Origin of the sequence: Arthrobacter sp. LAR12-1-1.1, assembly GCF_040676555.1 — a bacterium.
In the GTDB taxonomy this organism is placed as follows: Bacteria; Actinomycetota; Actinomycetes; order Actinomycetales; family Micrococcaceae; genus Arthrobacter.
The window spans coordinates 267,082-287,652 of the sequence record NZ_JBEGIG010000045.1; the positions used below are offsets into that span (position 1 = coordinate 267,082).

The window sequence follows — 20,571 nt, forward strand, 5'->3', positions numbered from 1 at the left end:
CGGCCTGTTCACTTCTTCTTGTTCCCCTTTGCAGATTCTGCTGCTGTCATCTCCTCATACAACGCGAAGAGGTCTGACAATCTTTGCTCATCAGTCTCGTAGCCGCGCTTGGAGTAAATCGAGTCCACCAAGTCGTCGAGCTTAGTATGTGCTTGGCGCAGGTCTTCCGGCATAAGGTCCGGGTCGTACAACTCCGCAAGCGTCCACTCACAGTGGTACTCACGTACGTCGAGAACACGCAGTACCGCAAGGGTCAGCTGTTCCTTTGTTGAATCGGTGAGCGGTGGGATCGGGAAGTTGTTGTAAATAATCGTTCCGGAGTATCTATAGTCCGTTTTCATTTTCCCGCCGACTGCCTTCATCCAGACCATATGCGATTTGGAAGTCAGCAGACCAAATACCCAAGGCTCAACGCCAAAGGCGGCGTTTGCGGAGTTCGAGATGACGGTACCCGAATCTAGGTAGCCAATAGGGATGTATTCACGTCGCTCTGACGATGTGGCTGGAACGATGATTGATTCCGCGTCCTGATGCGCCCAGAAATAGAAGCGGTTTGGCGTAGCAGCCATGGCCTTCGTGGATTTTTCAGTGCTCTTCTCACGGTGCGCTCGGACGCCATCGAGCCGTCGTGCGATTGCAGGGACCTTCGAGGCCTCCTCCACGGCGTTATCGGGGATCACAAGGCACCATCTGGTTTTTCCTTTGATGAACTCGTCCGAACCACTAAATCCACGAATGAAGGCCGCAAGTTGGGGGGCGACGTCAAGTAGATCTTCTTTTTCCGCATCGCTGAGGAGCAGGTTTCCGCCATCATTCGGCATTGAACCGAAGCCGAGTCTAGGCAAGGCTGATAGCGGGCTGCTGCGTCTTCCAACCCATATGTCTGAGCCATCAGCGAGGTAAGGGTTGATCCGTTTGGCATCGAGTCGGATCTCGTCGCTGAAGATGTACTTGGGTTCAGAGGAAACGTTGCGAAGTCCGATCACGACACAGGTGACGCCTGCGGCATTTCTGGCGTGGTTTGACCACCTGAACGAGGTGTAGGCGTAACCGATCTCAAGCTCATTACCGAAGACCTGCGGCCAGAGAATCCCAACTTGCTCGCCTTGGGTGATGGAATTTGTCGTGACGAACGCCAGCTTCGTGGCAGTGCCACGGATGTAATCGGCACCCTTGATTAGCCATGCGGTTACGTAGTCGAGACTCTTGTAGTTCTTCGTGACCGTCGCAAGATCCTTCTTCTGCTCGGCCGATTGGTTGCGACTGCCCAAATACGGCGGGTTTCCCAGCACGTAAATCTCTGAAACGCGATCGTTCGGGCAGACCGCCCCCCAGTCCGTCGTGATCGCATTGCCCGCAAACACTTGACCCGCCTCCTTAAGAGGGATCAGCGGGATCGAGAGTTTGAACTTCTCCTTAAACTCAGTGTTCATCTGATGCTTGGCGATCCACAGCGAGAGGATCGCCACCTCGACAGCGAAGTCGTCGATCTCCAACCCGTAGAAGTTCTCGATGTTAATCTCAGACTCGGCGTACAGCATCTGGTGCTTTGGATCGATCTCAAACAACCGCTCCAGGATCGCGTGTTCCAGACGACGCAGTTCCTTATAGGCAATGATGAGGAAGTTGCCGGACCCGCACGCAGGATCGAAGACCTTGATCGCGCTGATTCTCTGGAGCAGTGCTTCAAGTTTCTTGACGGAGTCGAACCCCGCATCGAGTTGTTCCTTCAAATCATCCAGGAACAGCGGCTCGATGGTTTTGAGGATGTTCGGCACCGAAGTGTAGTGCTGCCCCAGGTCGCTGCGCTTGCCCGGGGTGACGATGGCTTGGAACATCGAGCCGAAAATGTCCGGGTTGATGTCGCGCCAGATTAGCGTGCCTGACTCGATCAGCAAGTCGCGGGCCTTTTTCGTGAACTGTGGGATCACATGATCTGGTGCCATCGTGAACAGCCGACCGTTGACGTACGGGAACCGTGCAAGGTGCACGGGTTTAACATCTGGGTTCTCGGTATCAAGCGCCGTGAAAACGTCTATGAGAAATTCGGCGACGTCGGAACCGTCGGGCTGGGTGTGAGAGCCGACTGCATTTGTGAAGGCACCTTCCTCGAAGATGCCAGTGTCTTCGGCGAAGAAGCAAAACAGGAGCCTCGTGAAGAACACGTTGAGCGCATGTCGTCCGTGCGCAATGTCGAGCATTCCGGGGTTCGCCGCCAGCAGCTCGTCGAAAAGCTTGCCCATCCGCTCGGCAGCCTTGACGTCCGCGTGCGCCTCGGCCACGTATTGTGCTTTCTCCATGCCCGCCCAGGGGAGGAAGAAGGTGAAGTGCTGGTCGATGTCCCGGATCGGAATCATCAGGTTCTCGCCAGTCTTCGTGTCGATTGCAAGTAGTTCCGTGTAGTCGGTGACGATCACGAAGCGGGTGCCGTACCGGACCACAATCGGTGAAGTCTTCAACTCGTCGATGACGGCTAGGGGGTCGCCGGTCGTCTCCTTGAAGTAGACGACATTCTTCTGAGCAACCTCAGTGGACGGATCGGGGGCCACATTGAGCGAGCCGTTGCGCAACCTGGTCACGTTGCCTTGGGGCTTGCCGTAGGCCAGTAGCAGGCTGAAGATAAACTCTCGATCGTAGGACTCGCGGCCTCCGAGTGGGGCAACGCGTTCCTCCACGGCTTTCAGGTTGAGCTTCACCATGAAGGTGTTTCCTTCGTGGTCGTGATCCCATCATGGGCTGCCGGGCTCTTGGCGATTATGCACTTGTCTCTGGGGCAGGCTGAAATACCGTCGGCAGACGACCAGGGTTCACGCACGTTTACTCCTTACATCGGCAGCGCAGAACGCACTACGTCCCCGTGATCTTATCCGGGACTGTGCCGCCGCACTGACTCATTCCACCATCGAACGGAACGAGTGCAGGCAGTCGGAAACCCTGCCCCCGAAGCCGGTTTCTGAACACTGCGGCTTCTGCCTACGAGCAGGACCGCTGGCTCCAAGGATATCCGCGCGATGCGCCCGCTTCGGGAAGCATGGCGCGATAGCCGCACCCCCACCAAGGTGTCTCGCAAACATCTCCTGGACGAGACGAGACCCGTCCACCGGCAGTTCGCCGGTGAACGGGCCTCGGAATGTTGTCCCGGAAGTTCCGGAGTCGTGTTGGGTTTGCGAGACGCACGGAGCGTGAAACGTGGCGTCTTCGGGCTGCGACGAGCCCGCCACGAATTTCGCAAGGTCGCAAAAACAAAAGGCAGGGCGGCTGTGAAAGCCGCCCTGCTTTGGTACGTAAGCGCGGCCCGCCTACATAAACGGCATGCCACGCCGCGCGGCAAAGCTTCCTCCGAATGAAAGCCCCAAGGAGAACGGCCCATGAGCCCTTTAGGCACCGAAACCCTCCGGCCGAACGGACTCGGCCGGGGGTTTCAACGGGTTCGGAACGCTCGGTATCGACAGCCTCAACCACGGAAGTCCAACAGTTCCTACTTTGCGACCAGCCCCGGCACCCCGTCCCGGATAGCGAACGACGCCTTCGTGCTGACGGCCGCACCCGGCGTCGTGACGTAGTCCAGCACCCTGAAGTCAGCGGTCATCGCGTCCTTGGTGATGCGGGTGTTCACGTAGCCGCGGTTGTCGTTGTAGAACTTCAGGTGCGGGTTCCGGGCCATTACCGGATCCTTCGTGCATCCTGAGCCGTTGCCCGTTGCCCGTTGCCCGTGGACGTAATGGACGTGCACACCAGTTCCGAGCCCACCACGGGCGACGCCGGATCCCTGTAGTCCACCTTGACGTCGTTGGCCCAGGTACAGTGCACATCGCCGGTTAGGACCACGGCGTTGCGGACGTTGGCGTCCACCCAGCCACTGCGTGATGCGGCGGCGCGACGCGGCGTAACCGTCCCACCCGTCCATGGACACGTCGTCGATCTTCGGTGCCTGGTTCCGGATCTCCCTAATCGCCGAAGCCCCGGTCCCCCAAAGTGCGGGACAATGGAAGTCCCGAGCCATGAAAGCGGGCCACCTTGATTAGTCCCCAGCACGATGCCGACGACTTCATCCGGCTGAGCCCATGGGACTGAGCGGGACCGGCGGCGCCGGCCATCTCGATCCGCTGCTGTATCCGTGGGACCCGCCCGTGGCCTCGGGTGTCATGGACGGAAACGAATTCCGGCCCCTTGAGCTTTCAGCCGGACTGGATGAAGCCCTCGCGCAAGCCTGTGCGGCACCGCTGGAAGCCCGTTCCCTGGTGGTCTCCATCGGCTCGAATTCAAGCGCCGACGTGATGCGGCGGAAATTCGCCAACTACCACCAGCCTGTCAGCGCGGTCCTGCCGCTGGTCCGGGGGCAGCTCCACAACATCGCCGTTGGCCACTCCGCCCACGTCAGCAAGGCCGGCTACATCGCCGCCGCCCCGTATCCGCTGCTGGGAGAGTGCACAGCGGTCTGGCTGTCGTGGCTGGACGATGTCCAACTGATGGCCCTCGACGACACGGAGCCCAACTACCGGCGGATCCAGCTCGACGCCGAAGCCTGTCCGCTCGTGCCGGACCTTGGGGATCGTCCGGAGGAGTTTTCGCTGTTCACCTCGCGCTGGGGGGTGCTGACCGACGGCGACGGCGGGAAGCTTACCTTCCTCGACCAGCCTGCCCTCTTCGGGCTCCTCGCCGGCAGTGGCACCGGGGACCTCCTGGAGGAGGGGAAGTCCGTGTTCGACGGGCCGCCGGAGCTTGTTGCCGAGCAGCTCGCAATTCCCTCGGTCCAGGCATGGGCCAGGGAATGGTTCAGCTCGGCCGGCCTCACCGCTCCCGTGGACTTCGACGGGCCTTGCGCGGGGTAGGCACCCCCTGGAATGTAGCCTTCACCGGCCCGCGATGTTCCCGGCGATGTGCTGCGCAATGTATTCGGCATCGCGGCCCACGCCCGCCACGATGGACGAGCCGTGCCCGGTCAGCCACGGCAGCCCGACGGCGTACAAGCCCGGGTGTTCGGTGACGCCGCGGTGGTGCCGAGGGTAGTTCCATTCGTCCAGCACCGGGAAGTCCAGGATGCTGAAGTCCAGCCGGTAGCCCGTGGCCCAGAGGACCGACGTGACGTTGGCGGCTTCGAGGTTCAGCCGCGCCGGCTCCGACGGAAGCCAGTCGTCCTTGCGCGGCGGCTCCGGTTCCGGTGCCGACATGCCGGTGGCGGCGATATAGCTGTCGAACATCGGCTTCATCCGCTGGTAGAACGCCGCCTCCACCAGGCCCAGGCGTTCCGGAAGGTCATCACTGAAGACGACGTCGCCGTCGTCGGCTGCTTCCAAATGGCCCTGCAGCCGGACACCGCGCCGGCCGAGGTCCCGCAGGTGGATGTCGTGGCCGCCGTCGGCGCCGGACACCAGAGGGTTGCAGGCGAACCTGGCCGCGGGGGAGGGCAACTGCCCCACGGTGAGGCCGTTCAGTCCGTAGCCGGGGCCGAATTGTGCAAGCTGCATCATCCAATAGAGGAGGTCCTGGCCGCGGTACCGGCGCGGTGCTTCCGGGCACGTGGACACCGCCAGGTGGATTTCGCGGCCGACGGCGAGCAGTTCCTCGGCGATCTGGCCGCCGGACTGGCCGGTGCCCACGATGAGCACGGCACCCTCGGGCAGTTGGCCCGGGCTGCGGTAGCTGTCGGTGTGAAGTTGCCGGATGTGGCTGGGCAGCTGCGCCGACAGTGCGGGGATTTTCGGCTCCTGGTAACCGCCGGTAGCGAGCACCACGTTCCGGGCCCGCCAGCTGCCCTGGGTTGTGGCCACGTTGAAGCCGGCGCCCTCCGCGGGCGCGACACGCGTGACATCCGCACCCGTTCGGACGGGAGCGTCGATGCGCTCCGCATAGTGCCGGAAATGGCCGATGAGGTCATCTCGCAGCATGAATGCTTCCGGGGCGGGGCCGTCGCCAGGATAGCGGTGGCGAGCTTTCCTACAGCCCCAGCCGGAACACAAACAAGAGCACATCTTCGCCGGGCACGTACCAGTCGCGGGCCGGAACCCTCTGGAAGCCCAGGGATTCGTAGAGGCCATGGGCCCGTTCCATAAAGGTCGCACTCGTGATGCTGATCCCGCTGATATCCGGCAATGACCGCGCATGAGCAATGACCTGACGGACGACAGCGCGTCCGACCCCAGTGCCTTGAAAGGCTGGATCAACAGCGAGCATCCGGAACTCCAGCTCGTTGTCGCGAGCGATCTCGCTGTAGGGCTGCCCCGCGAAGGTCAGGGTCACCGCCGCGGCCACCGCGCCCGAGGCTTCGGCCACCCACACCTCGGCATGTTCCGCCCGGTGTTCCACGTTGTCCAGCACGCTCATGTACGGGTGCTCGGCGGTGAAATGCCCAGCGTGGACGTACGCCTCCCCAGTAATTCTCTGGACCTCTGAATAGTCGGCCGGCCGTGCTGGCCTGAAATCCAGGTTCACTGGCAAGCAACCGCGGCTTCAGTGGCCCGGGCAATGTACTCCTCCAGCGGAGCCAGCGCAGGCTGGGAAGAGGGATCACCCACCGCATCCGCGCCGACAGCATTCGCCACCGCCAGCGCCGTTGCGTAGTCATGCCCCGCCCGGATCGCCAGGACCAGGGCCGCGCAAAACGCGTCTCCGGCACCGACTGTGTTCGCCACCGGTACCGACAAGGCCGGCGCCTCCGCAACCCGCCGCCCGCGCTCCAACAGCGCCGACCCGTCCTTCCCGTACGTCACGGCGACAAGCTTCGCGTCGGCCAGGGCCGGAATCAGTTGGTACTCGCTCTCATTGACGATCACCAGGTCGCACCGCTCCAGCAGTTCAGCCGGCAGGTCCATGGCCGGGGCCGCGTTCAGGACGAAGAATCCAGTCGAGCGCCTGGCCGCTTCCAGCACCACGGGAAGGCCCACTTCGAGCTGGCACAGCACCGTTTCCTCGGCAGAGAACTCCACCCCATCCAGCGAAAACCCGGAATTCGCGCCCGGGCACACCACGATCTGGTTTTCGCCGTCGCGGTCCACCACGATCAGCGCCGTACCCGTCGCGTCGCCGTCAAGCACTGCCACGTCAGCCGTATTGACTCCAGCGCCGGAAAGAGACTGGACCATCAGGTGGCCCTGGGCGTCGTCGCCCACGGCGCCGATCATCCGGGCGCTCCCGCCCAGCCGGGCGGCGGCAACGGCCTGGTTGGCACCCTTGCCGCCCGGCTGCTGCTGAAGAACACCGCCGCCGAGGGTCTCGCCGGCGGTGGGAAGCCGGTCCGTGGTGGCGATGATGTCGAGGTTGATGCTGCCGACGACGGTGACGGCAGGCAGTTGATTGCTCATGGGAAGTCCTATCGGGTGAAGCCAAGGCGGCTGGATTAGGAAATAGTGTACGTCATGGTTGTACTTGTGCGTCATACATGGTTGTATAACAACTCACATCCCAAGGGCAGGGACCCCCTGCAGAACAAAGGAGTTTGATGTGAACACCCCAGCAACAGTTGCCACTTCGCCGCCAGCCGCCGTCGCAACCCAAACGGGCGAGGACCAAACAAAACTCGGCGGCCGCCGCGCCGCCCTCCTGATCTCCACTCTGCTGCTCGGCGTGCTGTCCTTCCAGCTCAACGCCAGCATGGTCACCCCGGCGCTGCCGCAGATCGCGGCCTCCTTCGGCCAAGGCCCCGAGAGCGCGGCTCCCGTCCAGTCCATGTTCTTCCTCGCCGGCGCCATCGCCGGGCCCGTCATCGGACGCTGGAGCGACTTCATCGGCCGCCGCGCCGCCTTGCTCCTGGTCCTCGGAATCATGGGCGCGGGAACCATCCTCTGCATCGCCGCCCCCAACCTGCCGCTCCTCATCGCCGGCAGGTTCCTGCAGGGAGTCTCCAGCGCAGTCTTCGCCCTCGCCTACATCGTCCTTAGCGAAAACCTGCAGGCCCGCGTCTTCGGCACCTCCGTGGGCATCATCGCCGCCATCAACGGCGGCGTCGGCGGCGCGGACGGCTACGTCGGCGGCCTCATGGCCGAAACCCTCGGCTTCCGGTCCATCTTCGTCGTCGTCCTCGTCCTGACAGCCATCGCCGCCGCCTGCATCATCAAAACCGTCCCGAGCGGACGTCCCCAGGGAGTGCGCGGCGCCATGGACTGGTGGGGCGCGGGATCCCTGTCCGTCTTCCTAGTCTTCGTCACCTACTTCGTCTCCGGCGGCTCGGCCGCCGGCTGGACCGCCCCCAGCACACTGGCCCTGCTCGCCGGAACCGTCGCCTCCTTCGCCGCCTTCTGGATGATCGAGAAGAAGCGGAACCACCCGCTCATCGCCGTCCACCACCTGCGCTCCCGCCAGGTCTGGCCCGTCATCGCCACCACCGTCCTGACCCTTGCTGGCATCTTCGCCATCATCAACTTCACGGTGGTGCTGCTCAGCCAGGATACCGAGCATGGCTTCGGGCTCAGCGCCTCCCTGTCGGCGCTGCTGTTCCTGACCCCCGCCGCGCTGATCGGCGTCTTCGCCGCACCCCTGGCCGGCTGGCTCGCCGACCGGCGCGGCTGGATCAAAACCCTCCGGGCCGGGACCGGGCTGAGCCTGGCCTGCGCCATCGCCGCGGCCGCCTTCTCCGACAACCAGGTCGCCGTCCTGATCGCCATCGCAGCCCTCGGCATCTTCTACAACGGCTTCTTCCTCACCGCCATCAACGGACTCTCCGTCCTGCTCTCACCCAAGGAAGCACCCGCCGCCCTGCCCGGCATCAACGGCGCCTCCTTCGGCATCGGCGCGAGTCTCGGCGTGGTGCTCGTGGCACCGTTCGCCGCCCAGGCCACCTCCGCCGGCTATGCGACTGCCCTCTGGATTTCGGTGGCCATTACGACGGCGGCCTTCATCGTCAGCCTCTTCGTCGCCGCCCCCAAGGGCGAAAAACTCTGACGCAACGCCTCACACTCATTACCAACGAAACGAGAGACCCAGCAAAATGACCACGCCCACCAGCCACCCGTTCTACGTCGACTGCGACACCGGAATCGACGATGCCCTCGCCCTGGCCTACCTGCTCGCCTCGCCGCACGCGGACCTCCAGGGGATCGGTACCGTCAGCGGCAACGTCAGTGCCGCCGTCGGCGCCCGGAACACCCTGGACCTGCTCCAGCTCGCCGGGCACGCCCACGTCCCCGTCGCACTCGGAGCGCACGACCCGCAGACCGGCGCCTTCCACGGCGGCGCCCCGCACGTCCACGGCTCCAACGGGATCGGCGAAGTCTCGCTGGAAGCGGCCGACGCCGAACTGGCGGCCGGAACCGCCGCCGAAATGCTGGTCCGGCTCGCCCACGAACACCCCGGCCAGCTGCGGATCGTTGCCATCGGACCGCTCACCAATATTGCCGAAGCGTTGCGTTTGGACCCGGAGCTGCCCGCGCTGGTGCAGGACATCACCATCATGGGCGGTGCCGCGTTCGCTCCCGGGAACATCACCGCCGTGGCGGAGGCCAACATCGCCAACGACCCCGAAGCCGCCGCGGAGGTTTTCGCCGCCGACTGGGACGTGACCCTGGTGCCGCTGGACGTCACCATGTCCAATGTGCTCGAGGAGAGCCACCGGCAGGAACTGCTCGCCGCGGCCCATCCGGTCCCGCAGGCACTCGGCGGCATGCTGGGCTACTACTTCCGCTTCTACGAAAGCCAGTTCGGCCGCGCCTGCTCGGCCATGCACGACCCCCTGGCCGCGGCCCTCGCGGCGGGCGGCGTCAGCGCGGCCGTTGCCCCGGTGGTGAGTGTCGACGTCGACACTACTTCCGGCCCGGGCCGCGGCCAGACCATCTGCGACCTCCGCGGACGGTACATGGATTACCCGGAGCAGCCCGGCGCCCGCTGCCGGGTGGTGTTGGAGCTCGACGGCGACTTCGCGCCGCACCTGGTGGAGGTGCTGCTGTCGCTTTCCTGATAGTACGACGGCGGCTGTTGGGCCTGTTCCGGCTCTGGCCTGAGCAGGCACAGCGGCGCGCTTGGCTGGGTGCTCGGAATTGCAATCCTTCATGGGGAGCCGACGTGTAATTTGCCGACAGGCACTATCTAGCCGGTGCCGATTGAAGCAGGATACTCCCTATGAAAAGAATCGTTATAGCTAGTTTCGCGGCGGTATTCATAGGCTGTGGCGCAATCACGTTGGCAGCCCCGAGCAACGCAGTGACCACGAGCAACGCGGCGACCCAGTCATCTCACATCGCGGGGCAAATCATGGTTAAATTCCGCGACAATGGCGCGGCAGCCGGCGTACTACGCCAGCATGGCCTCAGGGAGGGTTCCAGTATCGGCAGCACTGGCGCTCAACTTATTAAGGTACCGGCTGGCAAAGAACTTCAACTCATCGAAGCCCTAAGCCGGAACCCGGCAGTTGAGTACGCCGAGCCGGACGAGCTCGTTACTGCCGCTACAGCTGACGAATATTTCCCTCGTCAATACGCTCTGCAAAACAATGGTCAATCATTTACCAACACCGCCAGCACGCTAACTGTGGCCGCGGGCAAGGCGGACGCTGATGTCGACGCCGTCGCAGCGTGGAACGTCACGACAGGTAGTGGCACGAGAGTCGCCATTGTCGATTCAGGTGTCGCAAGCGACAACCCCGACATCGCACCAAAGGTTGTTGCACGCGCCAACTTCAGTGGTACGGCAACCGGTGAAGACAATTACGGCCACGGCACGCACGTGGCCGGTATTGTTGCCGCCACCGCCAACAACACGATTGGTGTGGCTGGTGTGTGCCCGGGTTGCACGATCTTGGATGCCAAAGTGCTTAACGACAGCGGCTCTGGATCTTCATCAGCCATTGCAAACGGTATCAACTGGGCCGTCAGCAACGGTGCCAAGGTGATCAACATGAGCCTTGGACAGCGAGTCTCTTCACGCACCCTCGAAACTGCCGTCAATAACGCATGGAATGCAGGTGCGGTACTAGTTGCCGCAGCAGGCAACGCCGGTACTCAGGCCAAGATCTACCCAGGCGCATACCCTAACGTTATTGCCGTCGCCGCAACCGACAACGCGGACGCCAAAGCATCCTTCTCAACCTACGGCGCCAAGTGGGTGGATGTCGCAGCGCCCGGTGTCAATGTCTATTCGACCTTCCCGAACCATCCCTTCTACCTGGGTACGCAGAACGGCCGCTCTCAGGGGTATGACGTAGGCAGCGGTACCTCAATGGCTTCACCTATCGTCGCCGGCGTTGCCGCGCTTGCCTGGAGCTCACATACTGGCGCTACGCACACGTCAGTCCGCGCAAACGTCGAATCAACCGCCGACACGATTCCTGGCACGGGCACCTACTGGGAACATGGCCGGGTGAACGCGGATAACGCCGTCCGGTAGGTTACAGCCCTTGGCTTTGACGCGAATGTAGTACTAGGACTGGAGGGACTGCATCACGGACAGGTGCCCGGCGCGTGCCGCGATCAGGCACTTGGCCAGGTAGAAGGGCCGGTTCGCGTGCCTGACGTACTGCGTCAGCACGAGGACCGGATCCGGGGCCCGTAAGTCCAGCAGCTTGGCCCGGCTGGGCCCCACCTGGCTCAGGCTGATCTGGCATTCGCCGGGGCCAAGGACCCGGCCGAAGCGGTTGTTCAGGCTGGCAAGCAGGGTGCTGCCGCCGTCGTCATCGATCTCGAACGGCGCGGCGGCAGCGGAACTGCTGCCCAGGCTTACCGGCAGCGCCGAGATGTTTTCCTGCAGGTGGGCGACGGCTTCACCGTCGCGGATCAGGACCGACTCCCAAAACCAGCAGTCGGCGCCGGGCTCCACGCCCACGCCCGGGGCCACGAACTCGGACGCGGCCTGCCGCTGCCGTTGGATGCGTTTGATCTCGATGTGCTGCCCGGGGCCGCCGAGGACTTCCTCGAACGGGCGGATCCGCTCGATTCCGATGCGGGGGAGGGTGTCGGCGACAAATCGGCCGACGCCGCGGCGGGCCCGGATCAGACCATCCTCTTCGAGCAGCATCAACGCTTCGCGGACCACGGTGCGGCTGACCTTCATGTCCGCGCCGAGCTCCGTTTCGGTGGGGAGCATCGAGCCGGGCGTCAGCAGGTTGTTGCGGATGGCCTCGGCGATCCGGGAGTACACGGCAACCCGGAGCGGCGAGCCGGGCTGGGCCTCCACCGGCTGGGACAGGAACCTGGCGGCGTCCTCGTGCACGTTATTCCTCGCTTTGTGGTCTTTCGGGAATCTCAGCCTAACAAGTACTACTAGTTTGTTGGACAAGGCCCACTTGCCGGAATGGCCTCGCCCCGAAGCGGCGCGGGCTGGCCGGCTCCTTAATCACCGAAGGTCCGTTTCCCCGAAAAGTGCGGGACACTGGAAGTCCCGACCATGAAAGCGGGCCACCTTGATTAGTCCAGCAGGATGCCGACGGCTTCATCCGGCTGACTCCATGGGACTGAGCCCTCCATGGGACTGAGCGGGGCCGGCGGCGCCGGTCATCTCGATCCGCTGCTGTATCCGTGGGACCCGCCCCTGGCCTCGGGTGTCATGGACGGCGATGAATTCCGGCCCCTTGAGCTTTCAGCCGGACTGGATGAAGCCCTCGCGCGAGCCGGCGCGGCGCCGCTGGAGGCCCGTTCCCTGGTGGTCTCCATCGGCTCGAATTCAAGCGCCGAGGTGATGCGGCGGAAATTCGCCAGCTACCATCAGCCTGTCAGCGCGGTCCTGCCGCTGGTCCGGGGGCAGCTCCACAACATCGCCGTTGGCCACTCCGCCCACGTGAGCAAGGCCGGCTACATCGCCGCCGCCCCGTATCCGCTGCTGGGAGAGTGCACAGCGGTCTGGCTTTCGTGGCTGGACGATGTCCAACTGATGGCCCTCGACGAAACGGAGCCCAACTACCGGCGGATCCAGCTCGACGGCGAAGCCTGCCCGCTTGTGGCGGACCACGGGGGACGTCCGGAGGAGTTTTCGCTGTTCACCTCGCGCTGGGGCGTGCTGACCGATGGCGACGGCGGGAAGCTTCCCTTCCTCGACCAGCCTGCCCTCTTCGGTCTCCTCGCCGGCAGCGGCACCGGGGACCTCCTGGAGGAGGGAAGTCCGTGTTCGACGGGCCGCCGGAGCTCGTTGCCGAGCAACTCGCGATGCCCTCGGTCCAGGCATGGGCCAGGGAATGGTTCAGCTCGGCCGGCCTCGCCGCGCCGGTGGACTTCGACGGGCCTTGCACGGGGTAGGCGCCCGTCTGGAACGTCGCCTTCACCGGGCGGCGATGTGCTCGGCCACGTACCGGGCGTCGTCACCCACCAGGGCCAGCGTGGCCGACGCATGTCGGGTCAGCCACGGCAGCCCGACGGCGTACAGTCCGGCAACCTCAGTGACGCCGCGGGAATGCCGGGGATAGTTCCACTGGTCCAGCACCGGGATGTCCAGGAAGCTGAAGTCCAGGCCGTAACCGGTGGCCCAGATGATGGACATGACGTTCTCCGCGTCCAGGTCCAGCCGCGCGCCGGACTCCGCGGGAAGCCAGAGATCGTCCTGGGGCACTTCGGCAGCCGGCGCGTCGATGCCTGCCGCCTCGATGTAGGCGTCCGCCATCAGTTTCAGGCGCTGGCCGAACCCGGCCTCCACCATCGCCAGACGTCCGGGGAGGTCGTCGCTGAAGACGAGTACGCCGTCGTCCGCTGTCTCAAAGCGGCCCTGCAGCCGCACGCCGCGGCGGCCCAGTTCCCGCAGATGGATGCTGTGGCCGCCATCGTTGCCGGAGATCAGCGGGTTGCACATGAAGCGGGCGGCGGGGGAGGGGAGCTGCTCCACCTGGAGTCCGTTAATGCCGTAGGTGGGGCCGTGCAGGTTGATCTGCAGGATCCAGTAAAAGGTGTCCTGGCCGCGGTACCTGCGCGGCGCCTCCGGGCATGAGGAGACTGACAAATGAACTTCACGGCCGGCGGCCAGCAGGTCCTCGGTGATCTGGCCGCCGGACTGCCCGGTGCCCACCACCAGCACGGCACCATCGGGCAGCTGCTGCGGGTTGCGGTAGTCGTGGCTGTGGAGCTGGTGCACATGCCCCGGGATTCCGGCGGACGCGGCTGGGATGCGCGGGTGCTGGAAGGCACCGTTCGCCAGGACCACGTTCTGTGCCGTGAAGCGCCCGCTGGCGGTCTCTACGCTGAAGTGACCGCCTGCCCTGGCGATCCGGGTGGCCTCCGTGCCCAGCAGCACGGGCGCGGCGATCCGCTGAGCGTAGTCGCGGAACAGGTCAATGACGGCGTCGCGGGCGAGGAAGGCATCCGGATCGGGACCGTCGTACGTCAGCCCGGGCAGCACGAACGAGAAGTTGGGCGTGTTCAGGTAGAACGAGTCCCACCAGTCTTGCCATGCGCCACCCAGGGCATCCCGCCGCTCCAGGACCTGGTGCTCCACGCCGAATTGGGTGAGCCAGTAGCTGGTGGCCAGCCCGGCCTGCCCGGCCCCGATCACTAACGTGTCGACCATGTTGTCTGGCCCTTCGAGGGCGGCGGGCATGGCTACTTCCTGGGGGCTATGGCCCTGGGCGTCTTCGGCGGCACGCTTGCGACGTGGGCGGACGCGCTCTCCTCGTCGGTCGCCGTCGGGGTCTCCATGGTTCTACTCCCGTAGTAAAGGTGCAGGGCTGGGTTTGTTGGCAGGATATGCCCGCAGCGTCGCCGCGTACAGGTCCCGGCTGACGGCGTCGGCCCGCACCGCCGGCGGCAACCGTCGCCAACATGCGCCGCCACCGACGGCATCAAGCCCCCTGGGAGTGTTACATGTAACATTGACGTATGAGCGTCAGGGATCGTGTAGCACGGCACCGAGCCGCCATGCGGGAGCGAGGCTTCCGGCAGATTCAGATGTGGGTTCCGGATACGCGGACAGAGGAGTTTAGGCGTGAGGCCCGGCGCCAAGCGCTGGCGGTCGCGGCCTCCGACCATGCCAGCGACGACCAAGACTTCATCGAACAGATTGCGGAAGACTGGCCGGAGTGAATCGCGGTGAACTGTGGACGGTTTCGGGGGGAACATATGCGCAGAAACCCAGGCCAGCACTCATAATCCAGGATGACCTGTTTGCAGCCTCGGAGTCGGTCACCCTTTTGCCGCTAACGACTCACCTGACGGATGCTCCGCTGCTGAGGCTCGCCGTTGACCCCGGACAGCTCACCGGCTTGAAGCAACTCAGCCAGATCATGGTGGACAAGCCCACAACAGTGCGGCGTGCCAACCTCGGGCAGCGGATAGGCCGAATAGATTCCAAGACCATGGTTGCCGTTGAGCAGTCCCTTGCGGTCTTCCTTGGGCTGGGGCGTTGACTGGTTCAGCCATAGAGGCGTTCGAGCGCCCAGTCCCAGCGGATGAGCTCCTGTTCGAGGCGGACGCCTGGTCCGTAGCTGTCATTCCCAAGCGCCTCATAGAGCACGGCTTCTTCAGCGGTCAGCCGGGTCAGGGCTGCCCGCGACGGCGACGGCTCCCTGCCCCAGGCATCCCGGTGGGCCAGCAACGTCTCCTTGTCCATCAGCACGCTGGCCACGTGGGGATGCACTGCGCGCAACTGGTCCAGGATCCGGAAACCATGCGTATCCAGGTCGCCCCAATACAGGACCTCACAGTCCCGCAGCCAGGCCGCATCACGCAGGGACGAAAAGCCGTACCCGCCACCGTAGAGGGCCAGCGTACCCGGCCGATCGGGCAGCGCGAGGAAATTGACCTGGTTCTCTGTTGCGATCACGGTGTGCACCGGCAATTGCAGTGTGCTGAATGCCTCGGCCGTCACCGTGATGTCCCGGGCGCCGCCCAGAACTTTCATTGCGGGATCAAGAAGGCGGAACCGGACGAGCTCCGGCGGATGCAGGAAGCCATGGCGCATTGCGAAGCGCGCGGCCGGTGTGCGAGCCATGGAACCGACCAAGGCAGTATCCGCGACGTCAGCCGCCTCCGCCACCAACGGCTCAACGTTTACCGGGTCCGGCTGCGGATCCGCGGACCCCGCCCGCAGCAGGGTGGCCATCTCGTCGATGACCCTTCGGTGCGCCTCGATGAACTTCGTATGCACCCCGGGCAGGCCCAGCTGCCTCAGATAAATCCCCGGCGACGCATTGTCCCGCAGCCACAGCGCCACTCGCGCGGCGGTCAGCGCCGACTCGCGCAGGTCCAGAAGCTGCAGCGGGCGTTTCAGTGCCCAGCTCCGCAATGCCGCTCCGGCTGATGGGTCCAGCTCCGACAGCCCGGCCACAAGTTCGCGAAACCGGGCCGCATCGCGTGTCTTGCCGGCAAAGGCGATCTCATCCTCGGCCGTATCGAAAACCGCCGCCGCCGGAAGCCGGTTGGAACCGATAGTGTTCCGGCCGACGTCGACCGTTTCCAGACGGTAGGCGCCCGCTGTGTTGGACAGCTCAGCCGCCCAGCTTCGGGCCGCAGCGTAGTCGCTGAGCAACTCTCCCGCCGTCGGGCGTTTCAGCGAACGACGGCGCGGGTAGACTCCGGTGGGTTCGAGCAGTTCGCGCAACAGTGCGCCGGTGTTCCACGCCTTCAGTGACAGCCCGCTCAGGTCAGCCACGCTGGTCCACTTCTTCGGCCCATCAGCGCGGAGGTCCCTTCCCAAACCCCGCAAGCTCGGTTCGGGGCCCTCGGGACGCCGCTTAGGCACGCCGGTCCCGTTCGTCCCGGTATTCCTGGATGGTCATGTTGCGCAGCTGCGAGTCATCGCCGGTGGTGTTCGCCACGAACCCCACGTGCGAGACAAAGGGCTCGATGACGTGGATCTTCTGCAACGGGGTGACGATCAGCAGCTGCAGCTTCATGCGCTGGAACAGCTGCAGGCCGTACCGCGCGGACTCATCCGACCCGCGCCCGAACGCCTCGTCGATCACCACAAACCGGAAACTGCGGCCGCTGCCCACATCCTTGGACGCGCCCCCAGCCCCGTTCCCCGTGCCGGAAGCCAGCCCGAACTGGAACGCCAGGGCCGCGGCGAGGATCGTGTAGGCCAGCTTCTCCTTCTGGCCGCCGGACTTGCCGCCGGAATCCGTGAAGTGCTCAAACTCCTCGCCGTTCTCGGTCCACTTTTCGGACGCGGAGAAGGTGAACCAGTTCCGGACGTCCGTGACCTTCGCGGTCCACCGTTCATCCAAATTCGTCAGGCCCTCGCGGCCCCGGAAGCGCTCGATCAGCCGCTCCACCTGCAGATACTTCTGCTCCGAGTACTGGTCCTCGTCGCCGATGGTCCCCTCCGAGCAGTTCCGCAGGTCAACTCCAAACTCGCGCACATCCTGGTCGGACGTGTTCTGATGCTCCAGCTGGATGTGTCGGCCCGAGTTGTATTCGATCCCGGCCAGCGACTGGTTGATCTCGCCGATCCGGTTCACAATGTCCTGCCGCCGGCTGTCCAGGAATGCGTTGAACGCCACCACCTCGTGGATGGTGTTCAGGTTCAGCGATTCCTTGAAGTGCGCCTCGAACCGGGGGAGGTCATTGCTGACCAGTTGCTCCAGCAGCCGGTTGAAGTCCGCGGCGGCCTCGAGCGCGGCGTCGATGTCCGTGGTCTCGTTGGGGTACTTGTTGCGGAAATCCGCCATCAGCCGGACTGTGCTTTCGGCCGCCCGGGCGATGCGCTTGGACAGCGCGTCGATGGTATCCGTCAGGCCGGAGCGGACGGCACTTTCCACCGTGCCGGTGTTCTTGTACGTGAGCGCCTTGTCCCCGAGCGCGGCGGCGGTGAGCTGTTCGACGGCGGCCAGCACGCCGCCGTCGTCCGTCAACGGAGTCTCCGCGAGAATGCCGCGGCATTCATCGATCGCTTCCGAGATGTCCTTGGCGTCCTTCTCGTTGGCGCCCAGGCGTTCACGTAGCTTGCCCGCCTTTTCCTCGAGCCGGTCCAGTTCCTCTATCACAGCGGCCTCCTTGGCCGTGAGCTGTTTCAGGACGTCGCTGGCGGTCTCCAGCTCGAGCTTCTCCGCCTTGAGCTCCTCGATCCGCCGGGCCGTGAGCTGCCAGCTGATCTCGCTGAAGTCGGCCACCCCGCGTACGATGCCGAGCTGCTGGTTCTGCCTGCCCAGATCGCCCAGGGAGGCGTTGACTTTTTTCAGCTGGGTCTCCGTGCCCCCGAGCTGGCCCTTGACCTCGTCCTGCTCGGCGAGGAAACGGCTGATCTTGTCGTGGTTGTCCCAGCCGAGCACATAGTTGCGCCGGTCCGTCAGCTCCCGCCGGTCGTCCTTTTCGTGCCTGCCGCGGCCGCCCTTGAGCTGACCGTTGACCGTCAGCGCCTGCGGGTAGCGGCGGAAGTCCTCGAGGGTGTCGCAGCAGACGTGGTCGAACCGGGTGGCGAGTGCATCCAGCAGGAAGTTGCGGAACGGCGTGCCCGGCTTGATGGCGATCTTCGCGGCCAGGGTGCGCGGCTCCGCCGTCCTGGCCGCGGGGGACTCTCCGATCCTCAGGTAGACCAGCCGGCCGCGCAGGTTGTTGGCATCCACCCAACTGCTGACCGCCGCATAGTGTTCTGCCGGGACCAGCAGGGACAGGGCGAAGCCGTGCAGTGTGCGTTCCGCTGCGCCCTCCCACGCGCCCTCGCCGTCGCGGACCCGCAGCAGTTCGCCGGCATACGGCAGCGCGGTTTCCGCGATTCCCGTTCCATCGCACAGCCGACGGCGGAGGTCCAGCTGGGGGAGCGGCAGCAGGTTGGGTCGGGACTGCAGGCTGCGCAGTTCGGCGCCGATCTCGGTCAGCCGGGCCGTCTGTTCGGTGCGGGTAATGGAGAGCTTCGTTCGGTCTTCCTGCAGCTCATTGGACTGGTTGCCGAGCTGCGATTCGACCTCACCGAGCCGTGCCCGGTTCGCGTCGAACAGCACCCGGTCTTCCGGGGTCCGAAGTCCCAGGTCCTTGGCTGCTGCAGTGTAGGTCTCGAAGCGCTGCCGCTGGGTCCGGGACTGGTCAGTCAGCCGTGCAACGTCAGCGTCGATGGCCGCCAGCCGGCCGCCGCCGTTGGTGCGGATGTCCTCCTGGATGGCGGACAGCTCGTGCCGCTTCCCGGTGATTGCGGTGCGCAGTTTCGTGCCGTCCTCCTGGAGCCGTTCCCCGGTGCGTGTCAGCTCCGACTGGTGCTCCAGGCTCAGCTGCAGCCTCCGGTCCGTGAACCAGGGATGCAGCTGGTCCCGCTGCTGGCGCGCCAGCTCGTCCTCACGGCTCAGCTGCGCGTGCTGTGCTGCGCCCCCTTTGATTGGAGTCAGCAGCGTGATCTGGTCCTTGGCCCGCAGCACCGCGTCGTGGGCCTTTTTTAGGTCGTCGAAATGGTGGATGAGGTTACCGATGCGCTCGCCGACGTTGTCTTCCTCCAGCATGTTGGTGCGCACGAAGGAGGTGATGTTCTCCACCTGCTTCATGGACACCGTGCGGTGGAACAGTTCCATGGCTTGGTTGCCGCTGATCCCGAACTGCCGCTTGAAGGCTGCTGCGTAGGGCTCGAAGGTGTCATGGACGGCTGCACCGGCAGCGCGGAGTTTCTTCTTCAACTTAGCGGGGTCCTGCCCGAAGTTTGAGAAGTCCGCCGCGATGGACTGATCCGCCTCAGCAAGCGAGTAGAAGCGGCTGGGTTGGCCCGCTTCCTGGGTTGCCCACAGCGTGATGGCCAGGGTGACCGACTTGTTGAGCACGGCATTGTGGAAAACGGCGAGCACTACGGTCAGGGCGCCCGTGCCCCGCAGTGCCACCGGCTTGGAGTACTCGCCGCCCGTGCTGCGCGTGCTCTTGTGAAAGCCGCGCACGTACGACATCAGCGAGCGCTCCTTCTTCTGCGCGCCGGCCGCCTTGTTGTACTCGATCCGGTTCGCCGGCAGCAGCAGGGTGGTGATGGCGTCGACAACGGTCGACTTCCCGGAGCCGATGTCACCGGTAAGGAGGCTGTTGGCACCGTCCAGCCGGAACGTCCGCACGCCCTGGTGGAACGTGCCCCAGTTCAGCAGCTCCAAACGGTGCAGCCGGAAGCCCGGGGGAGTGGCGGCGTCGTCCGTCTTTTCTTCCAGGCTGAAAAGGGTGTCCTGCAGGTCAGCTGTCACTTGCTGTCCTCCTCCATTTCCGCGGGAAGCGGTGTGCCGGGGAGCGACGCTCGGTAGTCCGCCAGCCGCGCGTCGAACTCCTCCAGCCACTGGGCGTCCACGAACGCCTTGAGGATTCGGGCCACCTCGTATGTGCCGGGCTGTCCGCGGAGTTTGCGCAGAAAACCGAGGTCCACCACCTTCTTGATGTCGGTGGCGAGCCGGTCCATGATCCTGGCTTCGTTGCTGGATTCGGGCAGGAAGACGGCGACCATGTCCGCGATGTCCTGCTCCGTCATGATGAGCCGGAGCTCGCTGCTGTTGGTGTCGAACTCCAGCATCCGGCCGCGCAGGAGGGCCAGCAACAGGCTGACGTTGAAGGTCAGCTGCCGCCGCGGAATCAGCCGGGGGAGATTGCTATCGGGGTCCTCGCGCGACTTCAGGAACGCGTAGCCCTCGGATTCGTCCAGGATCAGGTCCAGACCCAGCACGGAAACGTAGTCGCGGACCTGGGAGGACAGGCCCAGCAGCGACTGCCAGAGCTTCTCGTCCCCTTCGGCGTAGAGGACACCCTTGAAAAGCCGGGTGACCACACCGGGAAGTTCCTCGGG

Annotated in this window: 16 protein-coding genes and 1 pseudogene; 7 read left to right on the forward strand and 10 right to left on the reverse strand. The window is 64.6% G+C overall.

The window, feature by feature from the left end; translation table 11 throughout:
• Positions 1-8: 8 nt before the first annotated feature.
• Both MRBLAR12_RS19765 and MRBLAR12_RS19770 read right to left on the reverse strand, forming a co-directional pair.
• Positions 9-2,699: a DNA methyltransferase gene (locus MRBLAR12_RS19765; protein WP_364747845.1), complete on the reverse strand. Its 2,691-nt coding sequence runs from the start codon at positions 2,697-2,699 to the stop codon at positions 9-11.
• Between the two features lie 779 nt (positions 2,700-3,478).
• Positions 3,479-3,940, reverse strand: a pseudogene (locus MRBLAR12_RS19770) (alkaline phosphatase D family protein); the annotation flags it as partial.
• Between the two features lie 124 nt (positions 3,941-4,064).
• On the opposite strand from MRBLAR12_RS19770, the gene MRBLAR12_RS19775 reads away from it, so the two are divergent.
• Positions 4,065-4,832, forward strand: coding sequence for a hypothetical protein (locus MRBLAR12_RS19775; RefSeq protein ID WP_364747847.1), 768 nt, complete (start codon positions 4,065-4,067; stop codon positions 4,830-4,832).
• A gap of 21 nt (positions 4,833-4,853) precedes the next feature.
• Here MRBLAR12_RS19775 and MRBLAR12_RS19780 read toward each other — a convergent pair whose 3' ends face one another.
• From MRBLAR12_RS19780 to MRBLAR12_RS19790, 3 genes are all read right to left on the reverse strand, one after another.
• Positions 4,854-5,888, reverse strand: a complete 1,035-nt coding sequence (locus MRBLAR12_RS19780) for an NAD(P)-binding domain-containing protein (RefSeq protein WP_364747849.1) — start codon at positions 5,886-5,888, stop codon at positions 4,854-4,856.
• A 49-nt stretch (positions 5,889-5,937) separates the two neighbouring features.
• Entirely contained in the window at positions 5,938-6,324 is a 387-nt protein-coding gene (locus MRBLAR12_RS19785) for a GNAT family N-acetyltransferase (protein WP_364747851.1), read from the reverse strand.
• A gap of 104 nt (positions 6,325-6,428) precedes the next feature.
• Positions 6,429-7,301, reverse strand: a complete 873-nt coding sequence (locus MRBLAR12_RS19790; protein ID WP_364747853.1) for a ribokinase — start codon at positions 7,299-7,301, stop codon at positions 6,429-6,431.
• 139 nt (positions 7,302-7,440) lie between these two features.
• Here MRBLAR12_RS19790 and MRBLAR12_RS19795 point away from each other — a divergent pair, with 139 nt between their 5' ends.
• The 3 genes from MRBLAR12_RS19795 to MRBLAR12_RS19805 all read left to right on the forward strand — a co-directional run bounded on the left by MRBLAR12_RS19795 (position 7,441) and on the right by MRBLAR12_RS19805 (position 11,313).
• Positions 7,441-8,877, forward strand: a complete 1,437-nt coding sequence (locus tag MRBLAR12_RS19795; RefSeq protein ID WP_364747855.1) for an MFS transporter — start codon at positions 7,441-7,443, stop codon at positions 8,875-8,877.
• 46 nt (positions 8,878-8,923) lie between these two features.
• Positions 8,924-9,889 carry a nucleoside hydrolase gene (locus MRBLAR12_RS19800; RefSeq protein WP_364747857.1) on the forward strand — a complete coding sequence of 322 codons (966 nt, stop codon included), beginning with the start codon at positions 8,924-8,926 and terminating at the stop codon, positions 9,887-9,889.
• A 161-nt stretch (positions 9,890-10,050) separates the two neighbouring features.
• Positions 10,051-11,313 carry a S8 family serine peptidase gene (locus tag MRBLAR12_RS19805; protein ID WP_364747859.1) on the forward strand — a complete coding sequence of 421 codons (1,263 nt, stop codon included), beginning with the start codon at positions 10,051-10,053 and terminating at the stop codon, positions 11,311-11,313.
• A gap of 33 nt (positions 11,314-11,346) precedes the next feature.
• Here the strand turns inward: MRBLAR12_RS19805 and MRBLAR12_RS19810 are convergent, their stop codons facing one another.
• On the reverse strand, positions 11,347-12,135 hold the full coding sequence (locus tag MRBLAR12_RS19810; protein WP_364747861.1) for a GntR family transcriptional regulator: 789 nt from the start codon (positions 12,133-12,135) through the stop codon (positions 11,347-11,349).
• A gap of 887 nt (positions 12,136-13,022) precedes the next feature.
• Here MRBLAR12_RS19810 and MRBLAR12_RS19815 point away from each other — a divergent pair.
• Positions 13,023-13,154 carry a hypothetical protein gene (locus tag MRBLAR12_RS19815; protein WP_364747864.1) on the forward strand — a complete coding sequence of 44 codons (132 nt, stop codon included), beginning with the start codon at positions 13,023-13,025 and terminating at the stop codon, positions 13,152-13,154.
• A 22-nt stretch (positions 13,155-13,176) separates the two neighbouring features.
• Here MRBLAR12_RS19815 and MRBLAR12_RS19820 read toward each other — a convergent pair whose 3' ends face one another.
• Entirely contained in the window at positions 13,177-14,442 is a 1,266-nt protein-coding gene (locus MRBLAR12_RS19820) for a flavin-containing monooxygenase (RefSeq protein WP_364747866.1), read from the reverse strand.
• Positions 14,443-14,720: 278 nt separating this feature from the next.
• Between MRBLAR12_RS19820 and MRBLAR12_RS19825 the strand changes: the two genes are divergently transcribed.
• Both MRBLAR12_RS19825 and MRBLAR12_RS19830 read left to right on the forward strand, forming a co-directional pair.
• Complete coding sequence (locus tag MRBLAR12_RS19825; protein ID WP_091564276.1) at positions 14,721-14,924, forward strand: antitoxin MazE family protein; 204 nt, start codon at positions 14,721-14,723, stop codon at positions 14,922-14,924.
• On the forward strand, positions 14,921-15,247 hold the full coding sequence (locus MRBLAR12_RS19830) for a type II toxin-antitoxin system PemK/MazF family toxin (protein ID WP_364747869.1): 327 nt from the start codon (positions 14,921-14,923) through the stop codon (positions 15,245-15,247). The genes MRBLAR12_RS19825 and MRBLAR12_RS19830 overlap by 4 nt, the downstream gene beginning before the upstream one ends.
• 5 nt (positions 15,248-15,252) lie before the next feature.
• Here MRBLAR12_RS19830 and MRBLAR12_RS19835 read toward each other — a convergent pair whose 3' ends face one another.
• The 3 genes from MRBLAR12_RS19835 to MRBLAR12_RS19845 all read right to left on the reverse strand — a co-directional run bounded on the left by MRBLAR12_RS19835 (position 15,253) and on the right by MRBLAR12_RS19845 (position 20,553).
• Positions 15,253-16,491 (reverse strand): Wadjet anti-phage system protein JetD domain-containing protein, encoded by a 1,239-nt coding sequence (locus MRBLAR12_RS19835; protein WP_364747871.1) that lies wholly within the window; start codon positions 16,489-16,491, stop codon positions 15,253-15,255.
• An 82-nt stretch (positions 16,492-16,573) separates the two neighbouring features.
• On the reverse strand, positions 16,574-19,981 hold the full coding sequence (locus MRBLAR12_RS19840; protein ID WP_364747874.1) for an ATP-binding protein: 3,408 nt from the start codon (positions 19,979-19,981) through the stop codon (positions 16,574-16,576).
• Positions 19,978-20,553 carry a DUF4194 domain-containing protein gene (locus tag MRBLAR12_RS19845; protein WP_364747876.1) on the reverse strand — a complete coding sequence of 192 codons (576 nt, stop codon included), beginning with the start codon at positions 20,551-20,553 and terminating at the stop codon, positions 19,978-19,980. The genes MRBLAR12_RS19840 and MRBLAR12_RS19845 overlap by 4 nt, the downstream gene beginning before the upstream one ends.
• Positions 20,554-20,571 lie beyond the last annotated feature (18 nt).